Raw genomic sequence first — 23,286 nt, forward strand, 5'->3', positions numbered from 1 at the left:
GGGTTCAGCTGAGCGACCGCACATCCGAGATGTCGTACTCGGCAACCGATGCCGCGCGGATCTGCGCATTCTGCGCCTCGGAGGGGCCGCTGCCCCGGAATGCCTCGACCGCGGCCCGCGACTTCCACCGCTCGAAGATATTGATGCGAGCGGGATCGACCAGATCCGCGGCGAGCGAGAAGTCCAGACAAGACGCATCGCGCGCGTGTTCCACCACTTCCACGCAATCCGCGAGGTAGGAATCCCGCTGCTGCGGGTCCACCATGATGTGGCCTGCGACGATCACCATGCGAATCCTTTGCTCGGTTGGAAACGGTCTGTCGCAGCGTAGGGCGGGCGTTGGCGGACAAGACAATCGGGTGAGCGGGTGCCGGTGGTGGACCGGCACCCGCTCAGCGCTCACATCAGGCTGGTGTCACCGCGGCCGAGCCGAGATGGCGGGCGAAGAACCGGGCGCGGTCGCTCGGTTCGAAGCCGCGCATTCGGTTGTGCCTGCCCGGGAAGGCGTGCATCGACTTGTCCAGGGACGCGCAGGCGTCGAACAATGCCAGTTCGGGCTGCCGGTCGATCCCGTCGTCATCCCAGGCGATAATGAATTCGGCCGGGATGGTTATCTTTCCCGCCGCCTCCAACAGCGCGTCGTAGGCGAATACCGGGCCGAAAGACGCTGCGGTGATGCGGGGCTCGACCGCAGTCAGCATCAATCCGATCGCGGATCCGAGTGTCACCCCGGCGAATCCGATCGGTGCGTCGGCCCCGATTTCGGGCAGCTCCTGTAGTGCGTCGATGGTGGCCTGCCATTCCGGCACCGCCCGCTCGGCCAGCGCGGAGTTGTACTCGGTAATGAGCGGTCCCATCGGCTCCTGCATCGCATGCGCCCGCTGAAAAGCCGCCCGCGCCGCCTCATCCACCGCATCGCGCGGCCGATCCCCATGTCCCGGTGCGTCAATGGCGGCAACGGTATACCCGCAATTGGATACCAGATACTGAGCATTGGCCACCAGCCCCGGCGCCTTCTTATGCAATCCGCCGGTATGCCCACTCAAAATCAGCGGTGCCCCAACCGAATTCGCCTCCGGCGACCAAAGCGCGCCGGTGATCTCACCCATGGTGAAACCGCGTTCGACGACACCATTCTCAGATGCCTCGGAAATAAACTTCATGATGATGCCTCTCGGAATTGCCCTGCGTTCCAGGCACTCCCAGCGACACCTACGTCAATCGCTCAACCGTGAACAGAGCGGGAGCACCCACATGGATACAGCATTCAAGGGTCCCACCTCCTCACGTCGAATCACGGCGAACAGCACGCTACCAACCCACCCACCGCCCCGTCCACCCCAATTCTGAATGGACCATGAGGACTGTCCGGTGGTATTCCGGAGGTCCTCATGATCGGAGCCGTCTATGCGGCTCAGCCGTCACGCTTGGTCGAGGAGGTGGAGTTCGCCGCCTCGGACCATCCAGCCGGTGAAGGATTCGATGCGGCCGCAGGAGAGGCAGCGTTCGGCTGTTGAGAGGGCGCGGATGCCGGTGCCTTCGGAGTACATGGAGTAGCCGACGGCGATGTTGAAGTCTGTGGTGCCGCAGTCGCAGACCATGGGTTCGGCGTGGGAATCGGACCAGTCGGCGCCGCAGCCGGCGATGAAGTGGGTGGTGGCGCAGGAGCGGCATTCGCGGCGGATGGTGCCGGCGCCGGGGTCGCCGGAGACGCCGAAGACGGTGGCTTCGCAGTGGTCGCAGACGGAGTGTCTGACCTCGTGGATCGAGTAACCCTCCGCGCCGATCTCACGCAGGAACGGATCCAGATCGAGGGGGTCGTCACCGATGTGCCAATCCCCGTCCGCGCTCATATGCAATGCCATAGCCGGGATACAACCAGAACTCGCCGCGCCGCGCCCCTCGAAGCCGGGACTACGCTGGGCCGACATGGACCCCAATATCTTGTCGGTATGGACTGGCTTGGGAGTGGGACTGGTCGTGGATACCGTTTACGGGTTTCTGACCGCGATCTACCCGTACGTCGGTGACGGGCTCGGGTCGGTGCAGCATCCCGAATGCGTACTGGGGACGCTGTCCGCGGGCACCACCTGCATTCGCTGACGGCGAACACCGGCTCGGGTGCGTCGCGGGCCGGGAATGGCCTGCCCGGCCCGCGACGACGTGAGTGTCAGCGCCCGCGAACGGCCTCCGCGAGTGCGGCGGTCAGTTCGCGGACGGCCGCGAGCCCGGCGTCCCGGTCGGGTGCATCGAGGATGGCCTTGACCAGGGCCGAGCCGACAATCACACCGTCCGCGAAGGCCGCGACCGTGGCGGCCTGGGCGGGGGTGGAGATGCCTATGCCGACACAGACCGGGAGATCGGTGGTGGCCTTGACGCGGTGCACCAGGGTATCGGCCGCGGCGCCGGCGGATTGCCCGGTGCCGGTGACGCCCATCACGGCGGAGGCGTAGACGAATCCCGATGCTGCGGTGGTGATTTCGGCAAGTCGCTGATTGGTACTACTGGGTGCGACCACGAAAACCGTTGCCAGAACGCGCTTATCGGCATGCGCACGCCATACCGCCGATTCCTGCACCGGCAGATCGGGCAAGATGCAGCCCGCACCGCCCGCCTCGGCCAATTTGGTGGTGAATCGCTCGATACCGTAGCGCTGGATCGGATTCCAGTAGCTCATCACCAGCACCGGTTTCCCGCTGGCCCGGTACACCTCGCGCACCGTGCGCAGGACATCCTTGATCCGGATGCCGCCGCGCAGGGCGATATCGTCGGCGGTTTGGATGACGGGGCCGTCCAGCACCGGATCACTGTGCGGCAGACCGATTTCGATCACATCGGCCCCGGCGTCCAGGATCGTGTTCATCGCGGCGATACCGCCGTCGACGGTCGGAAAACCGGCGGGCATATACCCCAGGAGCGCGGCCCGGTTCTCGCTGGCGGCCTTGGCGAGGGTGTCGGTCAGCAGTTGCGCGTTCACTTCGAACCCTCCCGCTGGGCGAAGTATCCGGTGGCGGTGTCCATATCCTTGTCGCCGCGACCGGAGAGACTGACCAGGATCAGTCCGTCCGGGCCGAGCTCGTGACCGACCTCGAGGGCCCCGGCCAATGCGTGTGCGCTCTCGATGGCCGGAATAATGCCCTCGGTGGCGGACAACAGCCGAAATGCTTGCATGGCAGCGTCATCGGTGATCGGACGGTATTCGCCGCGGCCGATATCGTGTAGGTGGGCGTGCTCCGGTCCGACACCCGGATAGTCCAGACCAGCTGAGATGGAACAGGGTTCGGTGATCTGACCCTCATCGTCCTGCAGTACGAATGAGCGCGAACCGTGCAGGATGCCGGGCGCACCCGCCGTCAGCGATGCCGCGTGCGCACCGGTTTCGACACCGTGTCCGGCTGCCTCACAACCGATCAGGCGCACCGCCGCATCGTCCAGGAACGGATGGAACAGCCCGATCGCATTCGAGCCGCCGCCGACACAGGCCACCGCCGCATCGGGTAAACGCCCTGCGCGCCTGAGTATTTGGCGTCTGGCCTCGGCACCGATGACCCGCTGGAAATCGCGGATCATGGCGGGGAACGGATGCGGTCCGGCTACCGTGCCGAAAATGTAGTGCGTGGTCTCGGCATTGGCGACCCAGTCCCGGAACGTCTCATTGATGGCGTCCTTGAGCGTGCGCGATCCGGACCGCACCGGAATGACCTCCGCCCCAAGCATTTCCATGCGAGCCACATTGAGCGCCTGCCGCCTGGTATCGACCTCGCCCATATAGACGGTGCATTCGAGCCCGAACAGTGCGCAGGCGGTCGCGGTCGCCACCCCGTGCGAACCCGCACCGGTCTCGGCGATCACCCGGCGCTTGCCCATCCGCCTGGTGAGCAGCGCCTGCCCCAGCACATTATTGATCTTGTGCGAGCCGGTGTGGTTCAAATCCTCACGCTTGAGGAATACCCGCGCACCACCGGCGTGCGCGGCGAATCGCGGCACCTCGGTGAGCGCGGTCGGGCGACCGGCGTAGTCGGCCAGCAGACCATCGAACTCCGCGATGAAATCGGGGTCCACCTTGGCCTTCTCGTACTCCGCGGCCACCTCGTCGACGGCGGCGACCAGCGCCTCCGGAACGAATTTGCCGCCGAAATCGCCGAAATACCCTGCGGCGCTGGGGATTCGACCCTTGGGGTCGGGTATGAAGAACTTACTGATCATGATCTGCTCCTGGGGCATGCCCGGTCATGGGATTGGGTCACGAGTACGCGTAACCGCGCGCCGAGGCCCACGACTCACAGCCGAGCCGAGAACACCCTCGATGCGGAGACGGCAGGGCCGGGGAGCAGCCGCTCCTTCAGACACCCCGCCCGGCGCGCGACGCGCAAAGCCATCGCATCCCATTGACCTGCCCGGGTTCGGATCCGATCACATACCGAACCCGTCGCCCCAGCACCCGTCGCGCCGGCGCACGGCAGCCGCGCGGGCGGCAACCGGGAGCGAGACGGACACTGATGGACATGCCCGCAGCCTAACAGGGGCTCAGCAGAAGGTGATGAGCGTTTTGTTCGCCATCGAGACGCGAGCCTCCTCGAAAAGCACCAGCCAGGTCTCACGCTCACGATAGAGCGGATGCTCGTCATCGCCCGCATGGATCGCGGCGATCTCGGCATCGGATAGCTCGCCCTCGGTGAGGGTGATGCCGAGATACGGTGCGACATAGACGAGTTCGCGCAACAGCACGGCGCTCGATCCGACCATGCCGCCCGGAATGCCGAGCGCCTCGTCCGGATACAGGACCTCGTCGAAATCTATTGGTACGTAATAGCCTTCGCAGTCCGAATGGCAGAGCAGATGCGATTCGAACATGTAGGTGAGCCGATCCACCACCGGGTCATCGGTCGGATCCTCGCCCGCCGCAACGGGTGTCAGCGCCTGGCCCGGCTGCTCGCGAGCATGGGCGTACGCCCGCCGCAGATAGTGCACAAAGCTGTACGGCACCCCACCCAGCTGATTCCGCGCCGTCACCGGACCACGCGCGGTCGCCTCATCATGCGGCGGCAGCCCCTCCGCGGCAAGCAACTCATTGATCGCCCGCAAGTGCTCCCGCAGCTCATCGGCGTACTCGCCATCATCATTCAACGCGTCGGCGAATACATGTGTCGCCACTGCCAGCCCCATACGCCCGAGACTAACGGGACCCTATGACACATACCGTCCCACCGAACCGACCGGAACCCGCATTGCCCAGCCGAGGTCTTCGTGCCAGCCTGGGGTGAAAGGAATGCCTGGTCGAGGTTGCGCCGGTTGGGGCGCGCACGGCCGGGGTGGTCGAGGAGGATGTCGTGAGTTACCGCGCGGGGCTCGAAGGGGAGGCGAGGCTGCGGGTCACCGTCGAATTCGGGGAGACGACAGGTGAACTCGGCATCAGCTGGGCGCCCGCGAGTGCGTCGGCGGCGCATATGAACCTCGAATATGCGCGAATCTTCCTGGTGGCGTTGGGTTCCGGGGCGGATCGGAGCTATGTCGAGCTGGTCGACGGCCATCCTCGGGCTTCGGTGCGACTACCCGAAACGCTCTCGGCGGGGGAGTACGCCATCGAGGTCGACGGCTACGGCAGCGCCAGCTGGGGTGACGGCCGCCTCGACGCCCGGGGCCGCAGCGCCCCATTCACCATTGGACCGATGATCACCGGGACCTGAGGTAGTTCGCTTCTCGGGCAGATGCCGCCGCTAGGTCCCTGTGATCGCCTGTCCGAGTTGGAATTCGGAGGGGACGGGGGGTGGATGGCGCGTTATGCTGCTCGGCGAGATCGGCCGCGCCCGTGTGGTGCGAGGCGGGTCGGTGTGGGGAGCGGCCTTGTCGGGCCGCACAACGGAAGGGCATAACAGGATATGCGTGGCGTGGCTGTGCGACGGGCGCAGGAGCGCCGACACAGATCCCGGGGTGGGTGGGCCAGGCGGACTGTGGTCGGAGCTGTCGCGGTCGTACTTGTTCCGTTCGGGGCGTCGGTGGTTGCGGCTGGACCCGCTGTGGCGGATTACGACTCGTCCGGATTCGACTTCATGGTCGATTCGCCCATGGGAGCGATCAAGTCGCGGATCTTCCGGGCGGCGGACGGGAATACCGATCGGGTGGTCTATCTGCTCGACGGTGAACGGGCGCAGAACGATATGAACGGGTGGGAGCTGCACACCGGCATTCCGGCCGCGCTCGCCAAGTTCAACATCAATGTGGTGACGCCGGTCGGTGGCGAATCCAGTTTCTACGCGGATTGGAACGAGCCGAGCAGCTTCTTCGGCGTCAATCCCGACGCCTCCATGCTGCCGGGGCGCGATTCCGGTTCGGCCGTCGCCGGCTGGGACGAGACCTCGGGTAAATCCAATACCTACAAATGGGAAACCTTCATCACGCAGAACCTGCGCAACGCACTGCGAGATCGCTTGGGGTTCAGCGACAGTCGCAATGGCGTGTTCGGGCTCTCCAGTGGCGGTAGCGCCGCGGTGGTGCTGGCGGCCTACCATCCGGACCAGTTCGTGTACGCCGGATCGCTGTCGGGATACCTGCACTCATCCGCACCGGGTATGCGAGAAGCCTTGCGGCTGGCCATGATCGCCGCCGGTGGCTACAATATCGATTCCCTGGCGGCGGCGGGCAGCCCGGAGTGGGAGCGGCTCGACGCCTACAACTTCGCGCCGACGCTGATCGCCAACAACACGCGCCTGTACATCGCGGCGGGCAGTGCCATTCCGGCACAACAGGATCTGTCCTCTGTGGACGCCATCATCCAGGGCATGCCGCTGGAAGGGATCGCGCTGGCCAATTCCAAGGCGTTCCAGTCCCGCCTGCAGGCACTGGGTTATGACAATGTCACCTATGACTTCCCGAGTATCGGGGTGCACAACTGGGGCAACTGGGAACAGGTGGCCAACCGCATACTGCCCGATATCGCGCAGCACATCGGTAAGCCGCTGCCCGCGGGGCAGCAGCCTCCCGGTGGCCAGCAGCCGCCGGGTGATGGTCCGCCCGGAGGCGGGCAGCCGCCGCAGAAGTAGGCGATAACATACGAAAAGATCCGCCGCGGTCCGGGATTCGGACCACGGCGGATCTTTTTGTTGTCGCTACTCGACCTTGATCGGGTCGTCGTTCACCCAGCCCCAGCGGTTTTCGACCCGCACTCCGATATCCGCCTGTGGCGCACGGGCATTGGCGGCGAACTGGAAGCGCTGAAGCTCGCCCCAGTCCCGGGTCCAATCATGGTCGAGATACGCCGGGACGGTGCGGGGCTGCAGCAGCAGGTTGATCCAGCCCAGCGGGCCACCGCCGGTATCGTCCTCCCACGAGCTGGAGACCTGCGAATTGAGTTTGTCCGGCAGAATGCGCCAACCCGGCAGCTCCGCCACACCGTCCTTGTGATCGAGCGGATGCTGGCAGGGGAAGGCAAGTCCCACATGGAAATCCGTCAGCACGGGCTCCGAATGACCGACCACCGAATCCAGCGCGGCCAGGCGGGGCAGTCGCGGCGGAGTGACCGCCAGCCACTGCTTGTCGGTGAGCGCGTCGACCTTGGCGACCAGGCGAATCGCATTGGTCTGCAACGGAATTCGATCCAGTGCGATCGGCAGATTCCGCCACATGGGTGCGCCACCGACACTCGGCGGCACCAGATCACCCAGGGGCTGTACGGTGCCGTCATCGGCGCGATGCGCGAACTCCACTCGCAGCTGCGCGTCTTCGACGCCGTTGCCCTTGTCGTCGGTGGCGGCAATGCGGCCGGCGACCGTCAGCACCAGCACCCGGTATGCGGAATCCTGCTGTACGGCAGTCAGATCCATGCGATACCACTGCGTGGTCAGGTGGGCAGGCTGCTTATCACCGCGGGAGTAGCTACCGAGGACCGGCGTGCGGGCGGTATCCAGACCGAAGGGCAAAGCGACTGTGCTGCCATTGATTCCGGTCTCGGTGCTCGTACCGCCGGGGGCGCCGGGCGGGCCACCCGGACCACCGGGGCCGCCGCCGGGTCCACCGGACGGACCGCTGCCCGAGGGTGGACCGCTGCCCGACGGCGGACCGGATTTACCGCCCGGTCCGGCATCGGGCATAAGATCGCCGACACCATTGGCGGTGAAACCGGTATTGTCGGCGGCCAGCCCATCGGCGGTCTTGCCGGTGTACGGCTGCAGCAGCGAACCCGGTGTATCCGTCTCCACCAGAACGTCATCCGCCATGGCGCAGTCCTTGCCCGCGAGCGTGCGCAGGTTCGACAGCGCCACCGAATACGCCGGGTACTGGGCGTACGCCGCCTGCGCCATGGTGGCCACCTCGAACAGCACCAGTGCGGCGGCCGCGATGGTCAGCGGCCTGATTCGATCGAAACGTCCTGCGGGAGAAGGACTGCCGGTCGGCTCGCGGAAGTACTGGAGGCCAGCCATCGCCAGACACAGCGCAGTCAGCGCCAGGAAGATGGTGGCAATGTTCAGCCCGCCGAGTACCGGCGCCCGGTCCGGCCACGAAACCCCGTATCCGGAGACGTACCACCAGCCATTCGACCCGGTGAATGTGACAGCCAGCAGGAACAGCACGGCCGCGCCGAACAGTGACCGCTGGTAGGGCGCTCGAATCCTATTGCCGCTCAACGCGACCGTGGTGATCGCGGCCAGCGCGGCCGCCAGCCCCGCATACACGCCGAAGTGATGCGTCCACTTGGTCGGCGTGAACATCATCAGCAGCAGAGCCATGACCACAATGCCCAGCACCCGAGCTACCGGCCCGCGCGCCGTCTCCGGAATCCGTCCGCCGCGCCCGCGCGCCACCAGCACGCACACGCCCAGGCACAACAGCATTCCCAGTACGCCGAAGCGCCGAGCCAGCGAACCATCCGGCGTCAGCGACAACAGCGATTCCCACCGCGTCGGCTCATCCACCCAGGTCAGATTCGGTCCCACCAGGGTCCGCACCCGAGTGGCCTCCAAAACCGAAGCCACTGTCTGATCGGCGAATACGACGACCAGCACCAGCACGCCCGCCGCCACAATCGGAGCCAGCAGCGCGCCATATCGCAGCAGGCGGCTACCGGAAGCATTGTGGGGGAGGGTGATTGGGCTGCGGGCCGATTCGGCACGAGGGTCGCTGCCTGAATTGGTGCCAGGGGTGGGCAGGCCGGAACCCGGGCGGCCGGGCGTGCCCGAACCGGTTCCGATGCTCAGGTCACGACCGGAATCGGTTCGGGCTCGGCTGATTACGGTGCGAATCACCGATCGGGAGCCGGCGATCAAGGCTGCCAGGCAGATCAGGCCGCTCGGGCCGGCCGCCAGGGAGAAGGCGGCGATGAGGGCGGCCACCGCGGCGGGCAGGAGTCGGCGGGTGGCAATGGCGCGCTCGATGGAGCACCAGGTCAGGAGTGCGCCGAGGGCGATGAGGGGTTCGGGGCGCAGGCCATTGTTGAAGGGGAGCCAGATGGCCAGGAAGACCAGTCCGGCGGTCCAGCGGGCAGCGGAGTTCGCGCGCACGCGAGAACCCAGGCGCGGCAGTACTTCCCGGCTGATCACCAGCCAGCACAGGATGCCTGCCAGTAGCGACGGCAGTCGCATCCAGAGGCCGGCCTCGCTGACCCGCGTCATTTGCGCGAGGATCTCGTACGGCCAGCCGAACGGTGCCTCGGCCACCTGGAACCAGCGGTAGTAGTTGGCCGTGTACCCGGCATGCTTGGACACCCGGGCCATGGTGAGGATGTAGCCGTCGTCGGAGGTGTTGGCCCCGATCACATGCCACAGCGCCAGCGTGCCGAGTACGACACCATCGGCGCGGCCGAACCGCCACCAATGCGCGGGCAGGAATCGGCGCGCCCTACGCCCGTCGACGGTATCGATCAGATGCAGGCAGATCAGCGCGATGACCGTGGCCAGTACGGCCCCGACAATCGCCGCGAGCTTCAGCGCACTGGGACTGGACGAGAACCGCGAATCGATATCCGCGTGCAACCGAGCATCGGTCACCCGCGCCCGATCCAAATCGGTGTAAACGCCGACAATCTGCGGTCGCACATCCTTCTCGACCGAGGTCTTGTACGGCGTCCCATCCTTCCGACTCAACCCGGTCAACTCGGCCGTCGTCGCCCCGGAAGTCGAATGCACCACCAGCGCAGCACAATTCGGTGCAGTTGCCGGACCCGGATCAGCCGCCGGCCCGGCCCCATTCCCGAGCGCGGAATCGGCCCCGGGATCACCGCTCGTACTCGGCGGCGTGGTCGTGCCACCGGGAGGAGGATTGCCGCCCGCCGGAGGAGTGGCCCCACCCGGCCCGGTGGTACCGCCGGGAGCGGCGGCTCCGCCTGGAACAGCGCTGCCCGCTGAGGGATTCGCCCCTGCCGCGGGTGTGGTGCCCGCCGGAGGAGTGGCACCGGCAGGCGGAGTGCTACCGGGTGGCGGAATCGCGCCCGGCGGTGGCGTACTGCCCGGCGGTGGTGTCGCGCCGGGCGGTGGCGTACTGCCGGGCGGAGGGGTTGCGCCGGGCGGTGGCGTGCTGCCCGGCGGGGGAGTTGCGCCGGGGGGAGGTGTGCTGCCAGGCGGGGGAGTCGCGCCAGGCGGTGGCGTGCTGCCGGGAGGTGGCGTCGCGCCCGGGGGAGGCGTGCTCCCCGGCGGTGGAGTGCTGCCGGGTGGCGGGTTGGTGCCTCCGGGTTGCGGGCCACCTGGAGGTCCGGTGCCCGGCGGCATGCCGCTACCCGCGCTGGTTGCCGAGTTGGGGGCGAATGTGGGTGCGGCCGCCGAGATCTCGCTCATGGGGACGGTGAGGAGGGGGATATCGCGGAGCAGGACCGAGAGGGTGCGGCCGGAACCGTTCTTGTCCTCGATGCGCGCGATCAGGCCCTTGGTGGTCGCGCCCTGGGATTTCACCGGGACCGTGGCGAGGACGGTGCCGGTCGCCAGGTCGCGCAGCGCGGTGCACGGGATGCTCACGTCGAGGCCGAGCGGAGCGTAATCCACCAGCGGCGCGGTCAGCTGAATCGACTGTGGCTGCGGCCAATCCAGGCTCGCTCTGTCCTGACGCACCGGTAGCAGCGGTGTCAGCACCGCCAGCAGAATGCCCAGCACCCCGGCGATCAGCGCGATCAGCCGGATGCGCCCGAGTCGAGCGCTGTCCGGGTGCGCGAACGCCCGCCATCGCGAAATGCCCTGTGCCGTAATCGGAATCGTCCCCCATCCACCGGCTCACAGCCGCCGGCGTCCCTGCTGATCCACACTCTCGACGCGGACCTGGGCCCGCGCCGAACACTTTTCCGACACGAGGCTACCGATTGCCCGTGGCTCGCCGCCTGCCGAGTCAGGGGTTCACGGTGAGTACCCAGGATCCATTGCAGCCCTGGCTCGTATTCTGTTCCCCGTCGTACACCCAATCGGTTCCTACGCCGTGGTCCAGGTGCGCATCCCACACCCCGCTCGGCGAGGTGATGACCGCGTTCGCCTCATCGGCCAGCACCGTCGGCGTCTCGTCCGGCTCGTAATTCCACGTCCCCGACACCTCCGGATAGTTGAGGCTGACGGTGAGCGCCGCACCCGTCCGGTTCTGCACCACCAAGCACGAGCCCGGATGATCCTCTCCCTGATCGGCATTCGCGGGCCCGCCGGTCAGCCCCAGCAGTGCACCAGTGACCATGGCGCCCGCGCAGATCGAGACGATCCTCATCGTTCCTCCCCAGAATCTGCGCACAGAGTACCGAAAACAGCGCCACCCGTGAATATTCGAGCGGCGCTGTTTTCGGTCCGGCGTCAGTTCACAGTGAAGGAGAACGTCGGTGCGTCCCCCTCGCCCTTCTTGGCGTCGTAGGTAACCACATAGGTGCCGGTGCCCGGTGACGGCACCACGAAAATGGCGAAAGTCTTGGCATTGTCGATGGTTTGATTGCGCTCCAGCAACTCGTTGATGGGTCCGCGATTATCGGCGGGCAGGTTCTGGCCGTCCGGTGTTTTCACACTGAAGTATTCGTAGAAGATATTGGATCCGCCGTCGGATATACCGGATCCGCCAATGATCTTGATATGCAGGGCGAGATCCATTTTGCCGTGTTCACCCGTGGTGTAACTGGGAGTCAGTGTGCCACCGGTGATTTGAATGGTGGTCTGATCCTGCACCAGGGTGCCCGAGATGGTCAGCGCCTTGGGTGCGGTGCTCTCCACCTTGGCATCGGCCCGCAGCGGAATGACGGTCTGGTTCTCCGCGGCCGTACCGTAGACCACCGTCAGGGTGTCCAGCAGATGCTGGGCATCGGAGAGCTTCTGCACGGTGGTGGTGACATTGCCGGTGGCCGAGCCCTTTCCGGGTACGGCCGGATTGTCGAAGCCCGCCCCGTCGTCGATCTGCCCGCTCACCAGCAGTGTCGGCACGGTGCTGAGGGTCTTGTTATCGGTGGTGGTGTTCTTGTAGGTGATGTCCACGCGTACCTTCGCGCCGCCGAATTCGTCCGGAATGACGGTCGCCTTGTCCACGGTGATGTCGAATCCCTCGTACCAGCCGGTCTTTCCGACGGTACGCACGGTGGCCTGCCCATTGGTGGTGCTGCCGCCGGGCGTGCTGCCGGGCTGTCCGGTACCCATGGGCTGGGCGAGCTGCGAGCTGGTCGGCCCGGCCTTGGTCTCCTTGTCATTGCATGCCGTCATGAGCAATGCCGACGTGCTTATGAGCACTACCGCCCCCACGGTCGTGAATATGCGACTTTTTTGAACCGCTTTACCCGAAGTTTGAGTTATCGATCGCACGCTCTGCCTCCCAGAAGATTTGCCATCTCAGTGCGCGACGCCCGGAACTCCGGGCGAATGATTCGCAGTGAAATCCTCTACGACGCCCGCATTGTTAACGGAGTGATCGTCGTCACAGCTGGACTGTACTTTCCGCGCCGCATTGTCGAGACCGTGGCGCCGCCGCCAATCCTGGTGCAGCCGACCGAGATCCGTCGTCGGTTCCTCGTCGTACAGCCATTCGCGGGCAATGCGATGCCAATTCGCGGTGGCGCGCAAATGACCCAGGGTGGCGCAGGTCCAGAAGTCGACGCGGCGCGAGAACAGATGCTCCGGCGGCAGATTCTGCCTGCGCATACCGTCGAATTCGGCGATACGCGGGTCGACCGCGTGCAGGAAGGCGGCCGAGGCGAGCTCCGGGGTGAGCGGCAGCTCCTCGTCCACCAGTGACCACTCCGCGGCGGAGAGCACATAGTTGTAGCACTCCTGCGGGGTGACGCTGGAGTGCTCGTCGATGACACCGCGCTCGACCATCAGCCGGTACAGCTCGTCATCGCGATCCTCGGCGGTCGCGCGCAGGCAGACGGCCTCGAAAGCTATCTGCTCGTGCTGCATTCGCTTGTAGAGCCCGAAGTCCAGGAACACCACCCGGCCATCCGGGCGCAGCAGCAGATTGCCCGGATGCGGATCACCGCAGAACTCGGCCAGCTCGAACAGTGAGCCCACATAGAACCGGTAGACGATCTCGCCGATACGATCGCGCTCGGCCTCGGGCAGTGCGCGCATGGCCTCGAAATCGATTCCGGGCGAGTACTCGGTCACCAGTACCCGGCGGCTGCTGTGCTCCGGAAACGCCTGCGGCACAGTGATGAACGGGTGATCGGCGTACATATTCGCCACATGCCGCTGGGTGCGCGCCTCGACGTCGTAGTCGAGCTCCTTCTCGAAATTGGCACGCAGTTCATCCAGTACACCGACGGTGAAACCGGGCAGCGCCACCTGCTGCATCATGATCCGCAGCATGCCCAGATTCCGCAGATCCGCGCGCACCGCCAGATCGATGCCCGGGTACTGCACCTTCACCGCGACCTCGGTACCGTCGAAAAGCCTTGCGCGATAGACCTGTCCGATGGAGGCGGCGGCGATCGGCTCCGGCTCGAATTCGGCGAACAGCTCCCGCAGGGGTTTGCCGAAATCCTCCTCGATCACCCCGCGCATGGCCGCGAACTCGACCGTCGGCGCGTGATCGAAGAGTACGGCCAGGCGGCGCTGGAAGGTCTCGCGATATCGCGGCGGCACCAACTCCAGATCGAGCAGCGACAGCAGCTGCCCGAGTTTCATTGCCAGGCCTTTCATTTCGCCCAGTACCAGCACCAACTGCTCGGCCAGCCGCAACACCGACGCATCGGCCATCGCGGCGCGCACCTCGGCGGATCTGCCGATCATGGAGAGTTTGGTGCGGCGTTTGCGTACCGCCTGCACGGCCACCACCGCGCCGAGTTTGGAGCCGCGGGCCAGCCGCGAGGTTGATATGGGCTTCGATCCAGTCATTACCGGTCCTCCCATGCCACTGCCTGCGGGAACTCGCCCAGTACGGCCGCGAATTCGCCCGGCCGCAGCGCGTGTTCGCGGCGACCGGCCGGACCCCACAGCAGTCTGGCGCTCGTCTCGTCCTCTACGACGAAAATGTCCCATGGTTCGAAGGATTCGGTGCGGGGACTGACGAGAAAGGGCCCGTATCGGGCGCCACCGGCCGCGATTTACTCATTGGATCGGTCATTACCGGCATAACCCGCTTCCGTAGCGGAATGCGGATCGGTCGGTATCAGGTGGAGGCCACGGCGCGCGTATCCAGGCCCAGCGCCCGCAATCGCTCCCGGGCTTCGGCCGCGCCGCGCAGATTGCCGATCTCAGTGTTGATCGTGAGCGCTTGCCGCAGCGCCTCGTTCGCCGCCGCCAACTCGCCCATGGCATGCCGGGTCAGACCGAGATTATTGAAGACCGAGGCTTCCCCCGCTCGATTGCCGATGGTCCGGTAGAGCTCGAGCGACTCCCGCAGATAGCCGATGGCGGCGTCGTGCTCGCCGAGGTCGTTCATACCGAAGCCGAGGTTATTGAGAACGAATGCCGCACCGGAGAGGCTGCCGATCTGCCGGTGGCAGTGCAGGGCCTGTTCGAGGAGATCCATCGAACCCCGGGTATCGCCGGAGATGACGCGGATCCACGCCAGCGGCTCCAGCGCGGCGGCGGTACCGGCGTGCGCGTTGCCGGTCCGGAAGATGTGCTGCGCCATGAGCAATTGCTCGGTGGCGGTGGCCTCGTCGTCGAGCAGATAGTTGACCCAGCCGAGTTTGACGAGGGTGGCGGCCCGGCCGAAATGCGAACCGAGATTGTCGTAGCGCGCCAGACACTCCCGCAGCAGCGCGAGCGCCCCCGCGTAGTCGCCGGTGAGATGTGCGACCCAGCCCAGGGTGCCGAGCACGCTGGCCTCCTCGCGCACCCGTCCGGCGGCGCTGTAGAGCTGTCGCGCCTGTTCCAGGGCCGCGCTCGACAGCGCGTACTCCCCGGCCAGATATCGGACCCGGCCCAGGGTTCGCCAAGCGGCAGCACGGGTTTCGGCCGCGGCGGTCTCGGCGGTGAACTCCAGTACACGCTGCACGATCGCCGCCGCGTGGACGTAGTCCTCGTGGAAATACCAGGTCGCGCCGAGGTCCTTGAATGCGAAGGCGCCGGCGTGCCGATCATCGATGGTGTCCGGTGCGATGGCCGCGCGCTGCACAATGGCCACCGCCGGAGCCGCCGCGCCGATCAGCCGCATCTCGCAGGTGAGGGCATCGGTCATGGCCACCACCCGGGCGAGGTGGTTGTTCGCACCGGCATGGTCCAGACCGGCGAGCAGATTCGCGCGTTCGCGGCGGGTCCAGGCCAGGGCGGCCGCGTAGTCCGGAAAGGACTGCGCGACAGGGTCGTTCGCCTCCGGCGGCGTGCTCGGGCCGGGGAAGGCCGCGGCATTCGCGGTTCGCTGGTAGTAGTCGAGCAGCCGGTCCAGGGCCCGGGTGCGATCCTGCGCGGTCTCGTCTTCGACTACCCCGCAGGCATATTCACGTATGAGATCGTGAAATCTGTAGCGGCCCGGCGCGATTTCGTCGATCAGGTGATCGGTGTACAGCGCGTCCAGGCCGCGCCGGGCGGCGGGCAACGGAATATCGGCGAGCGCGGCTGCCGCGTATACATCGAAATCGGGGCCGGGGTGCAGGCCCAGGCGACGGAAGAGTCGCTGCCGGTCCTGTGGCAGTGCGGAGTACGAGGTGGTGAAGGCGGCGCGGACCGCGTGCTGCCCGGTATCCAGTTCGTCGAGCCGGTCGTGGGCGGTGCCGAACTCGCGGGCCAGATCGGTGATCGACCAGGTGGGGTGGTGTGCCAGGCGACCCGCCAGCAGCACGATCGCCAGCGGCAGAAAGCCGCACAGTCGCACGATCTCCGCTATTGCGGCGCAATCGGTTTCGGTGATCGTGGTGCGATACGCGAGACGGCGGAACAGGTCGGCGGCCGCGGCCGGCTCCAGGACATCCAATGACAGCGGCACCGCGCCGTCCAGCGCGATGAGCCGGCGGCGGCTGGTGATGAGCGTCAAACAGCCTGGCACACCGGGCAATAGCGGTTCGATCTGTTCATGCGTCCCGGCATCGTCGAGGATCAGCAGAATCCGCTTGTCCGCCAGCCGATCCCGCCACAGATCACGCCGACCGGTGAGATTCTCCGGTAGATGGCGGGCATCGATGCCCAGATCGGTGAGCAGCCGGGCCAGCACATCGGCGGGCTCGGCGGGGGACTGGCCCGCGGTATGGGTGTTCAATTCGACGAAATACCGGCCGTCCGGGAACTTCTCGGCCAGCAGGTGTGCCGCACGGGTGACCAGCGTGGTCTTGCCGACGCCCGGCATACCGTCCACCGTGTGCACGGTGAGCACCCGGCCCGGTTCGGCGGAGTCCAGGATGCGCCGCAATTCGCCCTCGCGGCCGATGAAGGTGTCGATATCGCGGCGCAGGGCATTGGTAATGCGCGGTCGCGGGCCGGAATCGGTGCTGTCCGTTCGACTTCCGCCGCGAGCGCCTTTGGCGGTCGGCATATCCGGTGCGGTCTCCTTGGCCGCCTTCCACACTCGCCGCCAGGCCCGGCGATCCGCCAACTCCGCCGGGACCGGATTGCCTGCCAGCGCCAGCAGTGTCAGCAGCACCGGCTGAAATGTCTCGAACCGCGCGGGCAGATTGCGCCCCGCCCGCCAATCGCTGATGCGCTGCACCGAGATTCGCGCGCCATTCCCCTGTCCGGTGGCCGCCCGCATCCGGGCCTCCGCGGCCGTGGCCACCCGCCGCAGCGTCGGATCACCGGCCGCCGTCCACAAATCGGCCAATCGTGCCGCGAACACCGTTCGCGTCGAACCCCCGTCGCTCCCGTCAGCCACCGAACCCGCCACCATGCGCGAAAGATTACCGCGTGCCCCCGCCTCCACTCACCGGCCGTCGACCCCCCGAATCTTTCCGGTCCGGAAACTCCTTTCAGACCGCGAAACACCCCACCCACCAGTCATTTTCCACCCGCTCCGTTCCTCTTTGAGGTGATCTCCACCCCGCCCTGAGTCATCCTCGAATAGCGCACCAGATCCTGCGAAGGGGGCAGGATCTGGTGCGGCGGTCCCACTCGCGAGCGGGCGGCCGGCGCGGAGTACCCCGGGCACCCCGGCAGTGCGTGACCTAACGGCCCGCGATCGCCTGTCGCAGTAGGGCGTAGAGGTCCCGGCGCTGCTGCGGGTCGAGCGATTCCAGCGCCGGGACATTGTTGAATGCGTACTGCTCGCGGTGAGTGCGGTGATCGTCGCCCTCGGCATCACCCGGGGTGCGGGCGTTCACGCCAAGGTGAGTGGGTGATCGAAGTCGTCGAAGGGGAGGGGGCCATCGATGAAGGCATTGACCCATAAGCCGTTGATGCTGATATCGCCGCCGTGATTACCGAGGAAGGCGATATCGGAGGCGTCGCGGCCGGTGGCTATTCGGGCCAGGGCGGAGCGGGGGGCCAGGCGGGTGGGGTCGAATACCTGCCAGGCTCCCCGCACGTAAGCCTCTGGGACGGAATGGAAGTCCATCGGGACAATGCCCGGTGCGTAGGCCGAGGCGACGCGGGCGGGGACGCCTATCGCGCGCAGTAGGGCCACGGTGAGGTGCGCGAAGTCGCGGCAGACGCCGGCACCGGACAGTAGCGTCTCCACCGCGCCGTCGCTGGGGGTGCTGCTGCCGGGGGTGTAGCGGATGCGGCGGCCCACCCAGTCGGCTATTCGTGCGGGAGCGTCTGGATTGTCTATGCCGCAACCGAATTCGGTGGCCGCGAAGGCGAGTAGCCGATCGGATTCGGCGAAGCGGCTCGGGCGGGAGTAGAGCGAGAGATCGTACTCCGACGGCGGATCGGCGAGCGCCGCGCCGATCACGGTGGCACTGTAATGCGCCTGCAAATTGCCCGCGCCACAGCGTAATACGTGAATGCGCGCGCCGTGTGGCCCCGGGACCTCCCGGGCGATCTGGTTCCAGCCGTTCAGCTCGAAGGTCAATGATTCGCTCAGTTCGATGCCCGGCTGCCGGGCCACGGCAATCTGGAATTCGAGTTCGGTATCGGCATGGATCTGGACGTCGAGATGGGTGGAGACGTCGCGCTTCACCCCCTAATACTCCCAGTTCGGAGCCGCTCAGCCCACAGTTTCCAAGACCTCCAGCGCGGCGGCGATCTGTGGGAGCGCAGGTGTGCCGAAACCCTCCACCAGATCCGAGAGCGCTCGCGCCACATGCGGACCCACCGCGGCGGCGGTCAGCACCTCCTCGGCCAGCACGATGCCGTTCACCACGTGCGCGGCCCGGATACGCTGATCACCGGTCACCTCGTAGCGCCACGAACCCAGTTGCAGCCGTTCGGGTTCGGAGCGGAACAGGCCGCTCTTGGCCGGGGTGCGCACCGCACCCGGTACCGAGCCGAACACATTGAACACCAGCCCGACCCCGCCGGGACCGTGCAGCGCGGCGGCGATCACCTGGGCCGCACGGTCCGAATCGAAGGTCATCGGTCAGTCGCCCATCGGCAGCACGAACTGCGGGGTGATGGTCTCGCCGGTTCCGGTGCGGCGCAAGGCCGTTCCCGCCGCATAGAACTCGACCGTGTGATGACCCCAGGCATAGTTCTGGATCTGGAACTCCACCCCGGTCACCCCGATACCGCCATCGCGCTCGGCCTCGGCCTGCATCCGCGACATGGCCAATTCGCGGGCCTGATAATTGCCCTGCGTCCACTGCGGCATCTCGACGTTGTTGCCGAGCTGGCGCAGCGACTGCATGAAACCCTGTACGGCCACATGGAATACGCAATTTCCCATGACGAACGCCACCGGCGCGAACCCCGAACGCATCAGCGTCACCATGTCCTGTCCGGACAGATGACTGGTGAACGCCTGCCCGTTCGGCCTGCGAAACCTCCCCGGCTCCTGGGTATATCGCACCGCGGTACCCACGGCGATGAACTCCAGATGGCTGGCCTCGGCCCCCAGATGCCGCCACTCCAGCCGCACCCCGACCACCCCATCGGCATGCAGTGCGTCCGCCTCGGCCTGCATTCGGGTCATGGCATTCCACCTGGCCCGATAGGTTGCCTCGGTCAAAACCGTGAGCTCCATCTGCTGGCGAATTCCGGTGAACTGGAACCCGACGTGATAGACCGACACCCCCATCACCAGATCGATGGGCTCGAACCCCGCGCCATGTAATAGCGCGAACTCATTGACGGACAGGTCCGAGGTGAAGATGCGCCCCGCATGCGAGAGCCGTTCACTCGCGGTCGGTTCCAACGGTGGATTCGGTTGCACGATTCCCGCCTTCCGTAGACGACCATCGCCACTGTACGACGCCGAATCCGCCCGCGCCCGGCGATCGCGCGAGCAGCGGCGCGGCGAACCGCACCGCCGTAAGCTGGCGGATGCGTCGGAACCGGGAGCGGGTATGCGGGCAGATATCAGGGGCAGCGTCATGCCGGTGCTCGAGATACAACTCGACCCGGGGGAGTCGGTAATCACTCCGCACGGCGAATTGTCCTGGATGACAACGAATATCGCCATGTCCCAGACCACCAGCGCGGTCGGCGGCGGCATCATGAACGCACTCAAACGGGTCGCGGGCGGCGCGAGCCTGTTCATGACCCGCTACCAGGCCACCACCGGAACCGGCCTGGTCGCCTTCGCCACCAAGGTCCCCGGCCACATCATCCCCGTCGATATCGGCCCCAAACGCCGCGTCTACGTGCACCGGCACGGCTGGCTCGCCAGCATCCCCGGCGTGACAGTCAGTGTGGCGCTACAACAATCGGTCCGCAGCGGCCTGTTCGGCGGCGAGGGCTTCCGCCTGCAATGCCTCGAAGGCGAAGGCCGAGCCTGGATCGAACTCTCCGGCGAACTCACCCGCTACACCCTCGCCCCCGGCGAAACCATGCTCGTCCACCCCGACCACGTAGGCATGTTCGACCAATCCGTGAAATTCAAGATCACCACGGTCCCCGGCATCCGCAACAAACTCTTCGGCGCCGACGGCTTCTTCCTCATAGCCCTAACCGGCCCAGGCGAAATAACCCTCCAAAGCATGCCCCTCCCCACCCTCGCCCACGCCCTAATCCCCTACTTGGGCCTCGACGCCACCCTCCCCACCGGACCCCTCCGCCGCTAGCGGTGCAAAGGGTCGGCGCCTACGGACTTCTGATGTTCAGGACACGTCGGCAATCTCATCGAGTGCGCTACTGGCGGTGCTGAGGAACTCGCGTTGCGTGGCCATGAAGGACCGGCCCGCCATCTCGACCGCGTCACTACGATCGACCAAGTCGACGACCATCTCCGCTTGCGCCCCCGCGAATTCTCGGACCTCGCCGATCAAGGAACCGCAGTGATCAATCAGCCTCTGCGCCGCCTCCGCAACATCAGGTGGTCCTTCAAGCACCACCTTGTAGAAGACCTGTTCGGCGTTCTTGAACAGCTGTCGAATCTCGGCCAGGCGAGCTTCGTCAACCTGTGTCGGCCCGGTGGCACCCTGTAGCCCGCGAAAGTAGTGCTGATTCGCCCGGTCCGCGGCGCTCAAAGCCTCGAGCAGTTCGAGATAAGCGTGCTGGCGGCGTTCCCGGCGCCACCGAAGATGCTCGAGCCGCACTTCGCGGACTTGATCATTCCCCTGCGCGATTTCCTGACGGATCTGCTGCCGTTCCAACGCAGCGTGCCGACGTGCATCCGCTCTAGCGGCGATGAACGCGGTCAGCGCGGAACCGAGTGCGGTACCGAGAACTCCGACGGCGGCAACGAGAACGCTGATCACGCCATCCCCCTTCGTGCGTGCACGCGTGCCTACTCAGTATGGCGCGAGCCTCCCGAATGACGCGGTACGAGAGGAGAATTGGACAGAACCTTGCTGTCGCCAGTCCGCTCCTGCTCGATCCGAGACCGGATCGACTCCACGGTCCAGCCGTTGCCATATGTCTCGGGACGCGTGCTTCTGACGGTTGCCGCCACCGTCGCCAGCCACAGGCCGGTGCCGCCGGTGGCGATGCCGAGCAGGAAGAACATTCCTTCACCGATCATCTTCAACACCTTCGCTTTCGGACTCGGTCATTCCTCGGAATCGTTGGGGGAGCCCATATCCGGTAGTCGGCGGGCGCCGATGGATACCTCGAGGGCCAGGTCGTCATAGCCTTCCGCCAGTTCGGCCAATCGCTTCCAGGCGTGGTGCATTTCGCACTCGGGTCTGTGCCTGGTTTCAGGGTGGCGTGTGCCAGTACCCAGAAGCGGGCGAGGCGATCGATCACGACACCGACCGACTCTGTATGCCGCCGCGCCCCGCCATGGGCGATCGGCAACCGCGACGCGACCCAGCAGTCGATGTCATGCACGAGACAGGCTCGCATACAGTCGATTTCGCTGAAGCGCTCCGCTTTTACGGGCTCTCGTCGAGCCTGGTGCAGCACCGCCAACTCCCGAGCGGCGGCGGGGGGTTCGGTCGAGCTCGGCGTCGCGGATGTCTACGGGGCGGTGAGCTCCACCCTCGACCCACCACCAACCCTCGACGAGGTGGCTCTTATTTTGGCCGTCCTCGACTCCGAGGCAGTGCAGTACCAGTGCGGCCAGCCAGTCGAGCAAGTAGTCGGTGGCGTAATGGACCTGGTCGAGGACATTAAAGAGGGCCGACCGGTCGGGCCGCCGGTCGTTCTCGACGACGATCCGTACTGACCTTTGGCGCGGGTTACAGGCTGGTAGTTATTCCACACCAGGCGGCGAACCCTCGAATGGTGTCTGAGGTTCCCCCCGAATGGTGGACAGGGGAGTACCTCACTCCGCCACCCAAGCCCGCACCCTGCTGACTTCGATCACCGCCGACGGGCCAGTCGAACGAGTCCAGAAACGTCTGGTGAGTGAGCAGGTCGACGAGCTCGAGGTCATCGACGGAAAGATCAAGGCCTCCGACAAGGAATTGCGGGGGCTGATCGCCGACCGCGGCTCGACGTTGATGGATCTCAACGGGATCGGGCCCTCCAGCGCGGCAAGGCTTTTGGCTGATATTGGTAATATTCATCGCTTCGCGACCCGGGACCGGTTCGCGTCCTGGAACGGCACCGCACCATTGGATGCCTCTTCCGGTGACCAGCAGCGGCACCGCCTTTCCCGCTCGGGCAACCGCAAGATCAATCGGGTGCTGCACATCATGGCCGTGGTCCAGTTGCGTCGCCGCACCACCGGTCGCGCCTACTACGACCGCAAACGACTCGCGGGCAAGACCTCGAAGGAAGCGTTGCGGGCCTTGAAGCGGCGGCTATCGAATGCCGTCTTCACATGCATGCTCGCTGATCAGGACAGACATGAATTGGCAGGCCCGGGAGGGCAATCGGGAACGACTACACACTCCAGCGCGACCGGATTCAACCCGAACACCGATCCTTCGGACAAGCCACATCCCGGACCCACCAAACAGCCTAACTCCGCACGCACATCGTCGTCTTGACTGAAGGGGCGCCATTATCGTGCACTTGCCGGTGGCCGAGCGGTGCTCAGCCCATTGATCTTTCGGAGTATCGCGCTGGCCGGTTCCGGTCGGTGGCAGAAGTGGGCGTTCGCCTGCTCGTGAAGTTGATGTATCCGCATGTGGTGCGGCCAGGTTGTCCGCTCCGAGGACCTGGGCAACCTGGTACAGGCCTTCCGAAATGTCAGCAGCTCGCCCGAGCCGGGCCCTGTTCGACGACTCCACGATTACCGCCGAACTGCAGCGACTCGAACACGAACAACTCGACGACGGCGGCTGGGACTTCGACTTCCTGCACTACTTTGCCGGCCAGACCGTGGAATGGCGCGGCCTGACCACCCTGGCCGCCATCCGAACCCTGCGAGAGCACCGACGGATCTGACCCGCACCACAACAGCTGCTTCGACATCTGCACCATCGAGGACCACGACGCCCGAGGACGTCGTCAGCCATCGTTTTCCGAACGTCTACCAAGCACGCCTGTTCGG

Annotated in this window: 26 protein-coding genes and 1 pseudogene; 7 read left to right on the top strand and 20 right to left on the bottom strand. The window is 65.9% G+C overall.

Translation table 11 applies throughout. The annotated features are described in order from the left end of the window. Positions 1 to 4 precede the first annotated feature (4 nt). From GFY24_RS12115 to GFY24_RS12125, 3 genes are all read right to left on the bottom strand, one after another. Positions 5 to 289 carry a putative quinol monooxygenase gene (locus tag GFY24_RS12115; protein WP_153805082.1) on the bottom strand — a complete coding sequence of 95 codons (285 nt, stop codon included), beginning with the start codon at positions 287 to 289 and terminating at the stop codon, positions 5 to 7. Positions 290 to 404: 115 nt separating this feature from the next. Beyond that, the gene (locus GFY24_RS12120) at positions 405 to 1,163 is read right to left on the bottom strand and encodes an alpha/beta hydrolase (protein ID WP_153805083.1); all 759 of its coding nucleotides are present in this window, start codon (positions 1,161 to 1,163) and stop codon (positions 405 to 407) included. A gap of 258 nt (positions 1,164 to 1,421) precedes the next feature. Next, the gene (locus GFY24_RS12125; RefSeq protein ID WP_153805084.1) at positions 1,422 to 1,865 is read right to left on the bottom strand and encodes a hypothetical protein; all 444 of its coding nucleotides are present in this window, start codon (positions 1,863 to 1,865) and stop codon (positions 1,422 to 1,424) included. Positions 1,866 to 1,929: 64 nt separating this feature from the next. Between GFY24_RS12125 and GFY24_RS12130 the strand changes: the two genes are divergently transcribed. After that, positions 1,930 to 2,103 (top strand): hypothetical protein, encoded by a 174-nt coding sequence (locus GFY24_RS12130; RefSeq protein WP_153805085.1) that lies wholly within the window; start codon positions 1,930 to 1,932, stop codon positions 2,101 to 2,103. Positions 2,104 to 2,170: 67 nt separating this feature from the next. On the opposite strand, the gene trpA is transcribed toward GFY24_RS12130, so the two are convergent. The 4 genes from trpA to GFY24_RS12145 form a co-directional block, all read right to left on the bottom strand. Next, a complete protein-coding gene (trpA, locus tag GFY24_RS12135; protein WP_309230754.1) occupies positions 2,171 to 2,977 on the bottom strand; it encodes a tryptophan synthase subunit alpha in 807 nt (268 codons plus the stop codon). Further along, entirely contained in the window at positions 2,974 to 4,206 is a 1,233-nt protein-coding gene (gene trpB / locus GFY24_RS12140) for a tryptophan synthase subunit beta (RefSeq protein WP_153805086.1), read from the bottom strand. Before trpB ends, trpA begins: the two co-directional genes overlap by 4 nt. Positions 4,207 to 4,342: 136 nt before the next feature. Continuing rightward, positions 4,343 to 4,507 (bottom strand): tryptophan biosynthesis modulator TrpM, encoded by a 165-nt coding sequence (gene trpM, locus GFY24_RS43665; protein ID WP_375336026.1) that lies wholly within the window; start codon positions 4,505 to 4,507, stop codon positions 4,343 to 4,345. 20 nt (positions 4,508 to 4,527) lie between these two features. Beyond that, positions 4,528 to 5,166 carry a hypothetical protein gene (locus GFY24_RS12145; RefSeq protein ID WP_153805087.1) on the bottom strand — a complete coding sequence of 213 codons (639 nt, stop codon included), beginning with the start codon at positions 5,164 to 5,166 and terminating at the stop codon, positions 4,528 to 4,530. A 164-nt stretch (positions 5,167 to 5,330) separates the two neighbouring features. On the opposite strand from GFY24_RS12145, the gene GFY24_RS12150 reads away from it, so the two are divergent. Together GFY24_RS12150 and GFY24_RS12155 are read left to right on the top strand one after the other, a co-directional pair. Next, positions 5,331 to 5,687: a hypothetical protein gene (locus GFY24_RS12150; protein WP_153805088.1), complete on the top strand. Its 357-nt coding sequence runs from the start codon at positions 5,331 to 5,333 to the stop codon at positions 5,685 to 5,687. A gap of 192 nt (positions 5,688 to 5,879) precedes the next feature. Continuing rightward, positions 5,880 to 7,040, top strand: coding sequence for an alpha/beta hydrolase family protein (locus tag GFY24_RS12155; RefSeq protein WP_153805089.1), 1,161 nt, complete (start codon positions 5,880 to 5,882; stop codon positions 7,038 to 7,040). Positions 7,041 to 7,106: 66 nt separating this feature from the next. On the opposite strand, the gene GFY24_RS12160 is transcribed toward GFY24_RS12155, so the two are convergent. The 9 genes from GFY24_RS12160 to GFY24_RS12200 form a co-directional block, all read right to left on the bottom strand. Further along, a complete protein-coding gene (locus tag GFY24_RS12160; protein ID WP_153805090.1) occupies positions 7,107 to 11,075 on the bottom strand; it encodes an arabinosyltransferase domain-containing protein in 3,969 nt (1,322 codons plus the stop codon). Positions 11,076 to 11,304: 229 nt separating this feature from the next. After that, complete coding sequence (locus GFY24_RS12165; RefSeq protein WP_153805091.1) at positions 11,305 to 11,667, bottom strand: hypothetical protein; 363 nt, start codon at positions 11,665 to 11,667, stop codon at positions 11,305 to 11,307. A gap of 83 nt (positions 11,668 to 11,750) precedes the next feature. Further along, the gene (locus GFY24_RS12170; RefSeq protein WP_153805092.1) at positions 11,751 to 12,638 is read right to left on the bottom strand and encodes a hypothetical protein; all 888 of its coding nucleotides are present in this window, start codon (positions 12,636 to 12,638) and stop codon (positions 11,751 to 11,753) included. Positions 12,639 to 12,764: 126 nt separating this feature from the next. Next, a complete protein-coding gene (locus GFY24_RS12175) occupies positions 12,765 to 14,267 on the bottom strand; it encodes an AarF/ABC1/UbiB kinase family protein (RefSeq protein ID WP_153805093.1) in 1,503 nt (500 codons plus the stop codon). A 274-nt stretch (positions 14,268 to 14,541) separates the two neighbouring features. Beyond that, positions 14,542 to 17,181: a tetratricopeptide repeat protein gene (locus GFY24_RS12180; protein WP_194852832.1), complete on the bottom strand. Its 2,640-nt coding sequence runs from the start codon at positions 17,179 to 17,181 to the stop codon at positions 14,542 to 14,544. 289 nt (positions 17,182 to 17,470) lie between these two features. Beyond that, positions 17,471 to 17,626, bottom strand: a complete 156-nt coding sequence (locus GFY24_RS12185) for a hypothetical protein (RefSeq protein ID WP_153805095.1) — start codon at positions 17,624 to 17,626, stop codon at positions 17,471 to 17,473. Next, on the bottom strand, positions 17,623 to 18,426 hold the full coding sequence (locus GFY24_RS12190; protein WP_309230756.1) for a transglutaminase family protein: 804 nt from the start codon (positions 18,424 to 18,426) through the stop codon (positions 17,623 to 17,625). The genes GFY24_RS12185 and GFY24_RS12190 overlap by 4 nt, the downstream gene beginning before the upstream one ends. Before the next feature lie 27 nt (positions 18,427 to 18,453). Beyond that, on the bottom strand, positions 18,454 to 18,822 hold the full coding sequence (locus GFY24_RS12195) for a DUF5073 family protein (RefSeq protein ID WP_153805096.1): 369 nt from the start codon (positions 18,820 to 18,822) through the stop codon (positions 18,454 to 18,456). A gap of 3 nt (positions 18,823 to 18,825) precedes the next feature. After that, positions 18,826 to 19,617, bottom strand: coding sequence for a heavy metal-binding domain-containing protein (locus GFY24_RS12200; RefSeq protein WP_309230757.1), 792 nt, complete (start codon positions 19,615 to 19,617; stop codon positions 18,826 to 18,828). 133 nt (positions 19,618 to 19,750) lie between these two features. On the opposite strand from GFY24_RS12200, the gene GFY24_RS12205 reads away from it, so the two are divergent. Continuing rightward, complete coding sequence (locus GFY24_RS12205) at positions 19,751 to 20,467, top strand: AIM24 family protein (RefSeq protein ID WP_153805097.1); 717 nt, start codon at positions 19,751 to 19,753, stop codon at positions 20,465 to 20,467. Positions 20,468 to 20,503: 36 nt separating this feature from the next. On the opposite strand, the gene GFY24_RS12210 is transcribed toward GFY24_RS12205, so the two are convergent. The 4 genes and pseudogenes from GFY24_RS12210 to GFY24_RS43670 all read right to left on the bottom strand — a co-directional run. Then, on the bottom strand, positions 20,504 to 20,998 hold the full coding sequence (locus GFY24_RS12210; RefSeq protein ID WP_228566200.1) for a hypothetical protein: 495 nt from the start codon (positions 20,996 to 20,998) through the stop codon (positions 20,504 to 20,506). Positions 20,999 to 21,132: 134 nt separating this feature from the next. Next, the gene (locus GFY24_RS12215; RefSeq protein WP_153805098.1) at positions 21,133 to 21,366 is read right to left on the bottom strand and encodes a hypothetical protein; all 234 of its coding nucleotides are present in this window, start codon (positions 21,364 to 21,366) and stop codon (positions 21,133 to 21,135) included. A gap of 27 nt (positions 21,367 to 21,393) precedes the next feature. Next, the gene (locus tag GFY24_RS42920) at positions 21,394 to 21,516 is read right to left on the bottom strand and encodes a hypothetical protein (protein WP_255458636.1); all 123 of its coding nucleotides are present in this window, start codon (positions 21,514 to 21,516) and stop codon (positions 21,394 to 21,396) included. Between the two features lie 101 nt (positions 21,517 to 21,617). Beyond that, positions 21,618 to 21,689: pseudogene (locus GFY24_RS43670) on the bottom strand (hypothetical protein); the annotation flags it as partial. Here GFY24_RS43670 and GFY24_RS41085 point away from each other — a divergent pair. From GFY24_RS41085 to GFY24_RS12235, 3 genes are all read left to right on the top strand, one after another. After that, positions 21,664 to 22,011 (top strand): hypothetical protein, encoded by a 348-nt coding sequence (locus tag GFY24_RS41085; protein WP_194852842.1) that lies wholly within the window; start codon positions 21,664 to 21,666, stop codon positions 22,009 to 22,011. The pseudogene GFY24_RS43670 and the gene GFY24_RS41085 sit on opposite strands and share 26 nt — an antisense overlap. A 79-nt stretch (positions 22,012 to 22,090) precedes the next feature. Further along, positions 22,091 to 22,780: a transposase gene (locus GFY24_RS12230; protein ID WP_153805101.1), complete on the top strand. Its 690-nt coding sequence runs from the start codon at positions 22,091 to 22,093 to the stop codon at positions 22,778 to 22,780. Positions 22,781 to 22,979: 199 nt separating this feature from the next. Further along, complete coding sequence (locus GFY24_RS12235) at positions 22,980 to 23,180, top strand: hypothetical protein (protein ID WP_153805102.1); 201 nt, start codon at positions 22,980 to 22,982, stop codon at positions 23,178 to 23,180. Positions 23,181 to 23,286 lie beyond the last annotated feature (106 nt).

Source organism: Nocardia sp. SYP-A9097 (genome assembly GCF_009649815.1).
GTDB lineage: Bacteria > Actinomycetota > Actinomycetes > Mycobacteriales > Mycobacteriaceae > Nocardia.

Excerpts from the sequence above, each read along its gene's own strand:
- GFY24_RS12115 (WP_153805082.1), bottom strand. The coding sequence starts at position 289 with ATGGTGATCGTCGCAGGCCACATCATGGTGGACCCGCAGCAGCGGGAT.
- GFY24_RS12120 (WP_153805083.1), bottom strand. The coding sequence starts at position 1,163 with ATGAAGTTTATTTCCGAGGCATCTGAGAATGGTGTCGTCGAACGCGGT.
- GFY24_RS12125 (WP_153805084.1), bottom strand. The coding sequence starts at position 1,865 with ATGGCATTGCATATGAGCGCGGACGGGGATTGGCACATCGGTGACGAC.
- GFY24_RS12130 (WP_153805085.1), top strand. The coding sequence starts at position 1,930 with ATGGACCCCAATATCTTGTCGGTATGGACTGGCTTGGGAGTGGGACTG.
- trpB (WP_153805086.1), bottom strand. The coding sequence starts at position 4,206 with ATGATCAGTAAGTTCTTCATACCCGACCCCAAGGGTCGAATCCCCAGC.
- trpM (WP_375336026.1), bottom strand. The coding sequence starts at position 4,507 with ATGTCCATCAGTGTCCGTCTCGCTCCCGGTTGCCGCCCGCGCGGCTGC.
- GFY24_RS12145 (WP_153805087.1), bottom strand. The coding sequence starts at position 5,166 with ATGGGGCTGGCAGTGGCGACACATGTATTCGCCGACGCGTTGAATGAT.
- GFY24_RS12155 (WP_153805089.1), top strand. The coding sequence starts at position 5,880 with ATGCGTGGCGTGGCTGTGCGACGGGCGCAGGAGCGCCGACACAGATCC.
- GFY24_RS12165 (WP_153805091.1), bottom strand. The coding sequence starts at position 11,667 with ATGAGGATCGTCTCGATCTGCGCGGGCGCCATGGTCACTGGTGCACTG.
- GFY24_RS12170 (WP_153805092.1), bottom strand. The coding sequence starts at position 12,638 with ATGACGGCATGCAATGACAAGGAGACCAAGGCCGGGCCGACCAGCTCG.
- GFY24_RS12175 (WP_153805093.1), bottom strand. The coding sequence starts at position 14,267 with ATGACTGGATCGAAGCCCATATCAACCTCGCGGCTGGCCCGCGGCTCC.
- GFY24_RS12195 (WP_153805096.1), bottom strand. The coding sequence starts at position 18,822 with ATGACCTTCGATTCGGACCGTGCGGCCCAGGTGATCGCCGCCGCGCTG.
- GFY24_RS12205 (WP_153805097.1), top strand. The coding sequence starts at position 19,751 with ATGCGGGCAGATATCAGGGGCAGCGTCATGCCGGTGCTCGAGATACAA.
- GFY24_RS12215 (WP_153805098.1), bottom strand. The coding sequence starts at position 21,366 with ATGATCGGTGAAGGAATGTTCTTCCTGCTCGGCATCGCCACCGGCGGC.
- GFY24_RS42920 (WP_255458636.1), bottom strand. The coding sequence starts at position 21,516 with ATGCACCACGCCTGGAAGCGATTGGCCGAACTGGCGGAAGGCTATGAC.
- GFY24_RS41085 (WP_194852842.1), top strand. The coding sequence starts at position 21,664 with ATGTCATGCACGAGACAGGCTCGCATACAGTCGATTTCGCTGAAGCGC.
- GFY24_RS12230 (WP_153805101.1), top strand. The coding sequence starts at position 22,091 with ATGGTGGACAGGGGAGTACCTCACTCCGCCACCCAAGCCCGCACCCTG.
- GFY24_RS12235 (WP_153805102.1), top strand. The coding sequence starts at position 22,980 with ATGTCAGCAGCTCGCCCGAGCCGGGCCCTGTTCGACGACTCCACGATT.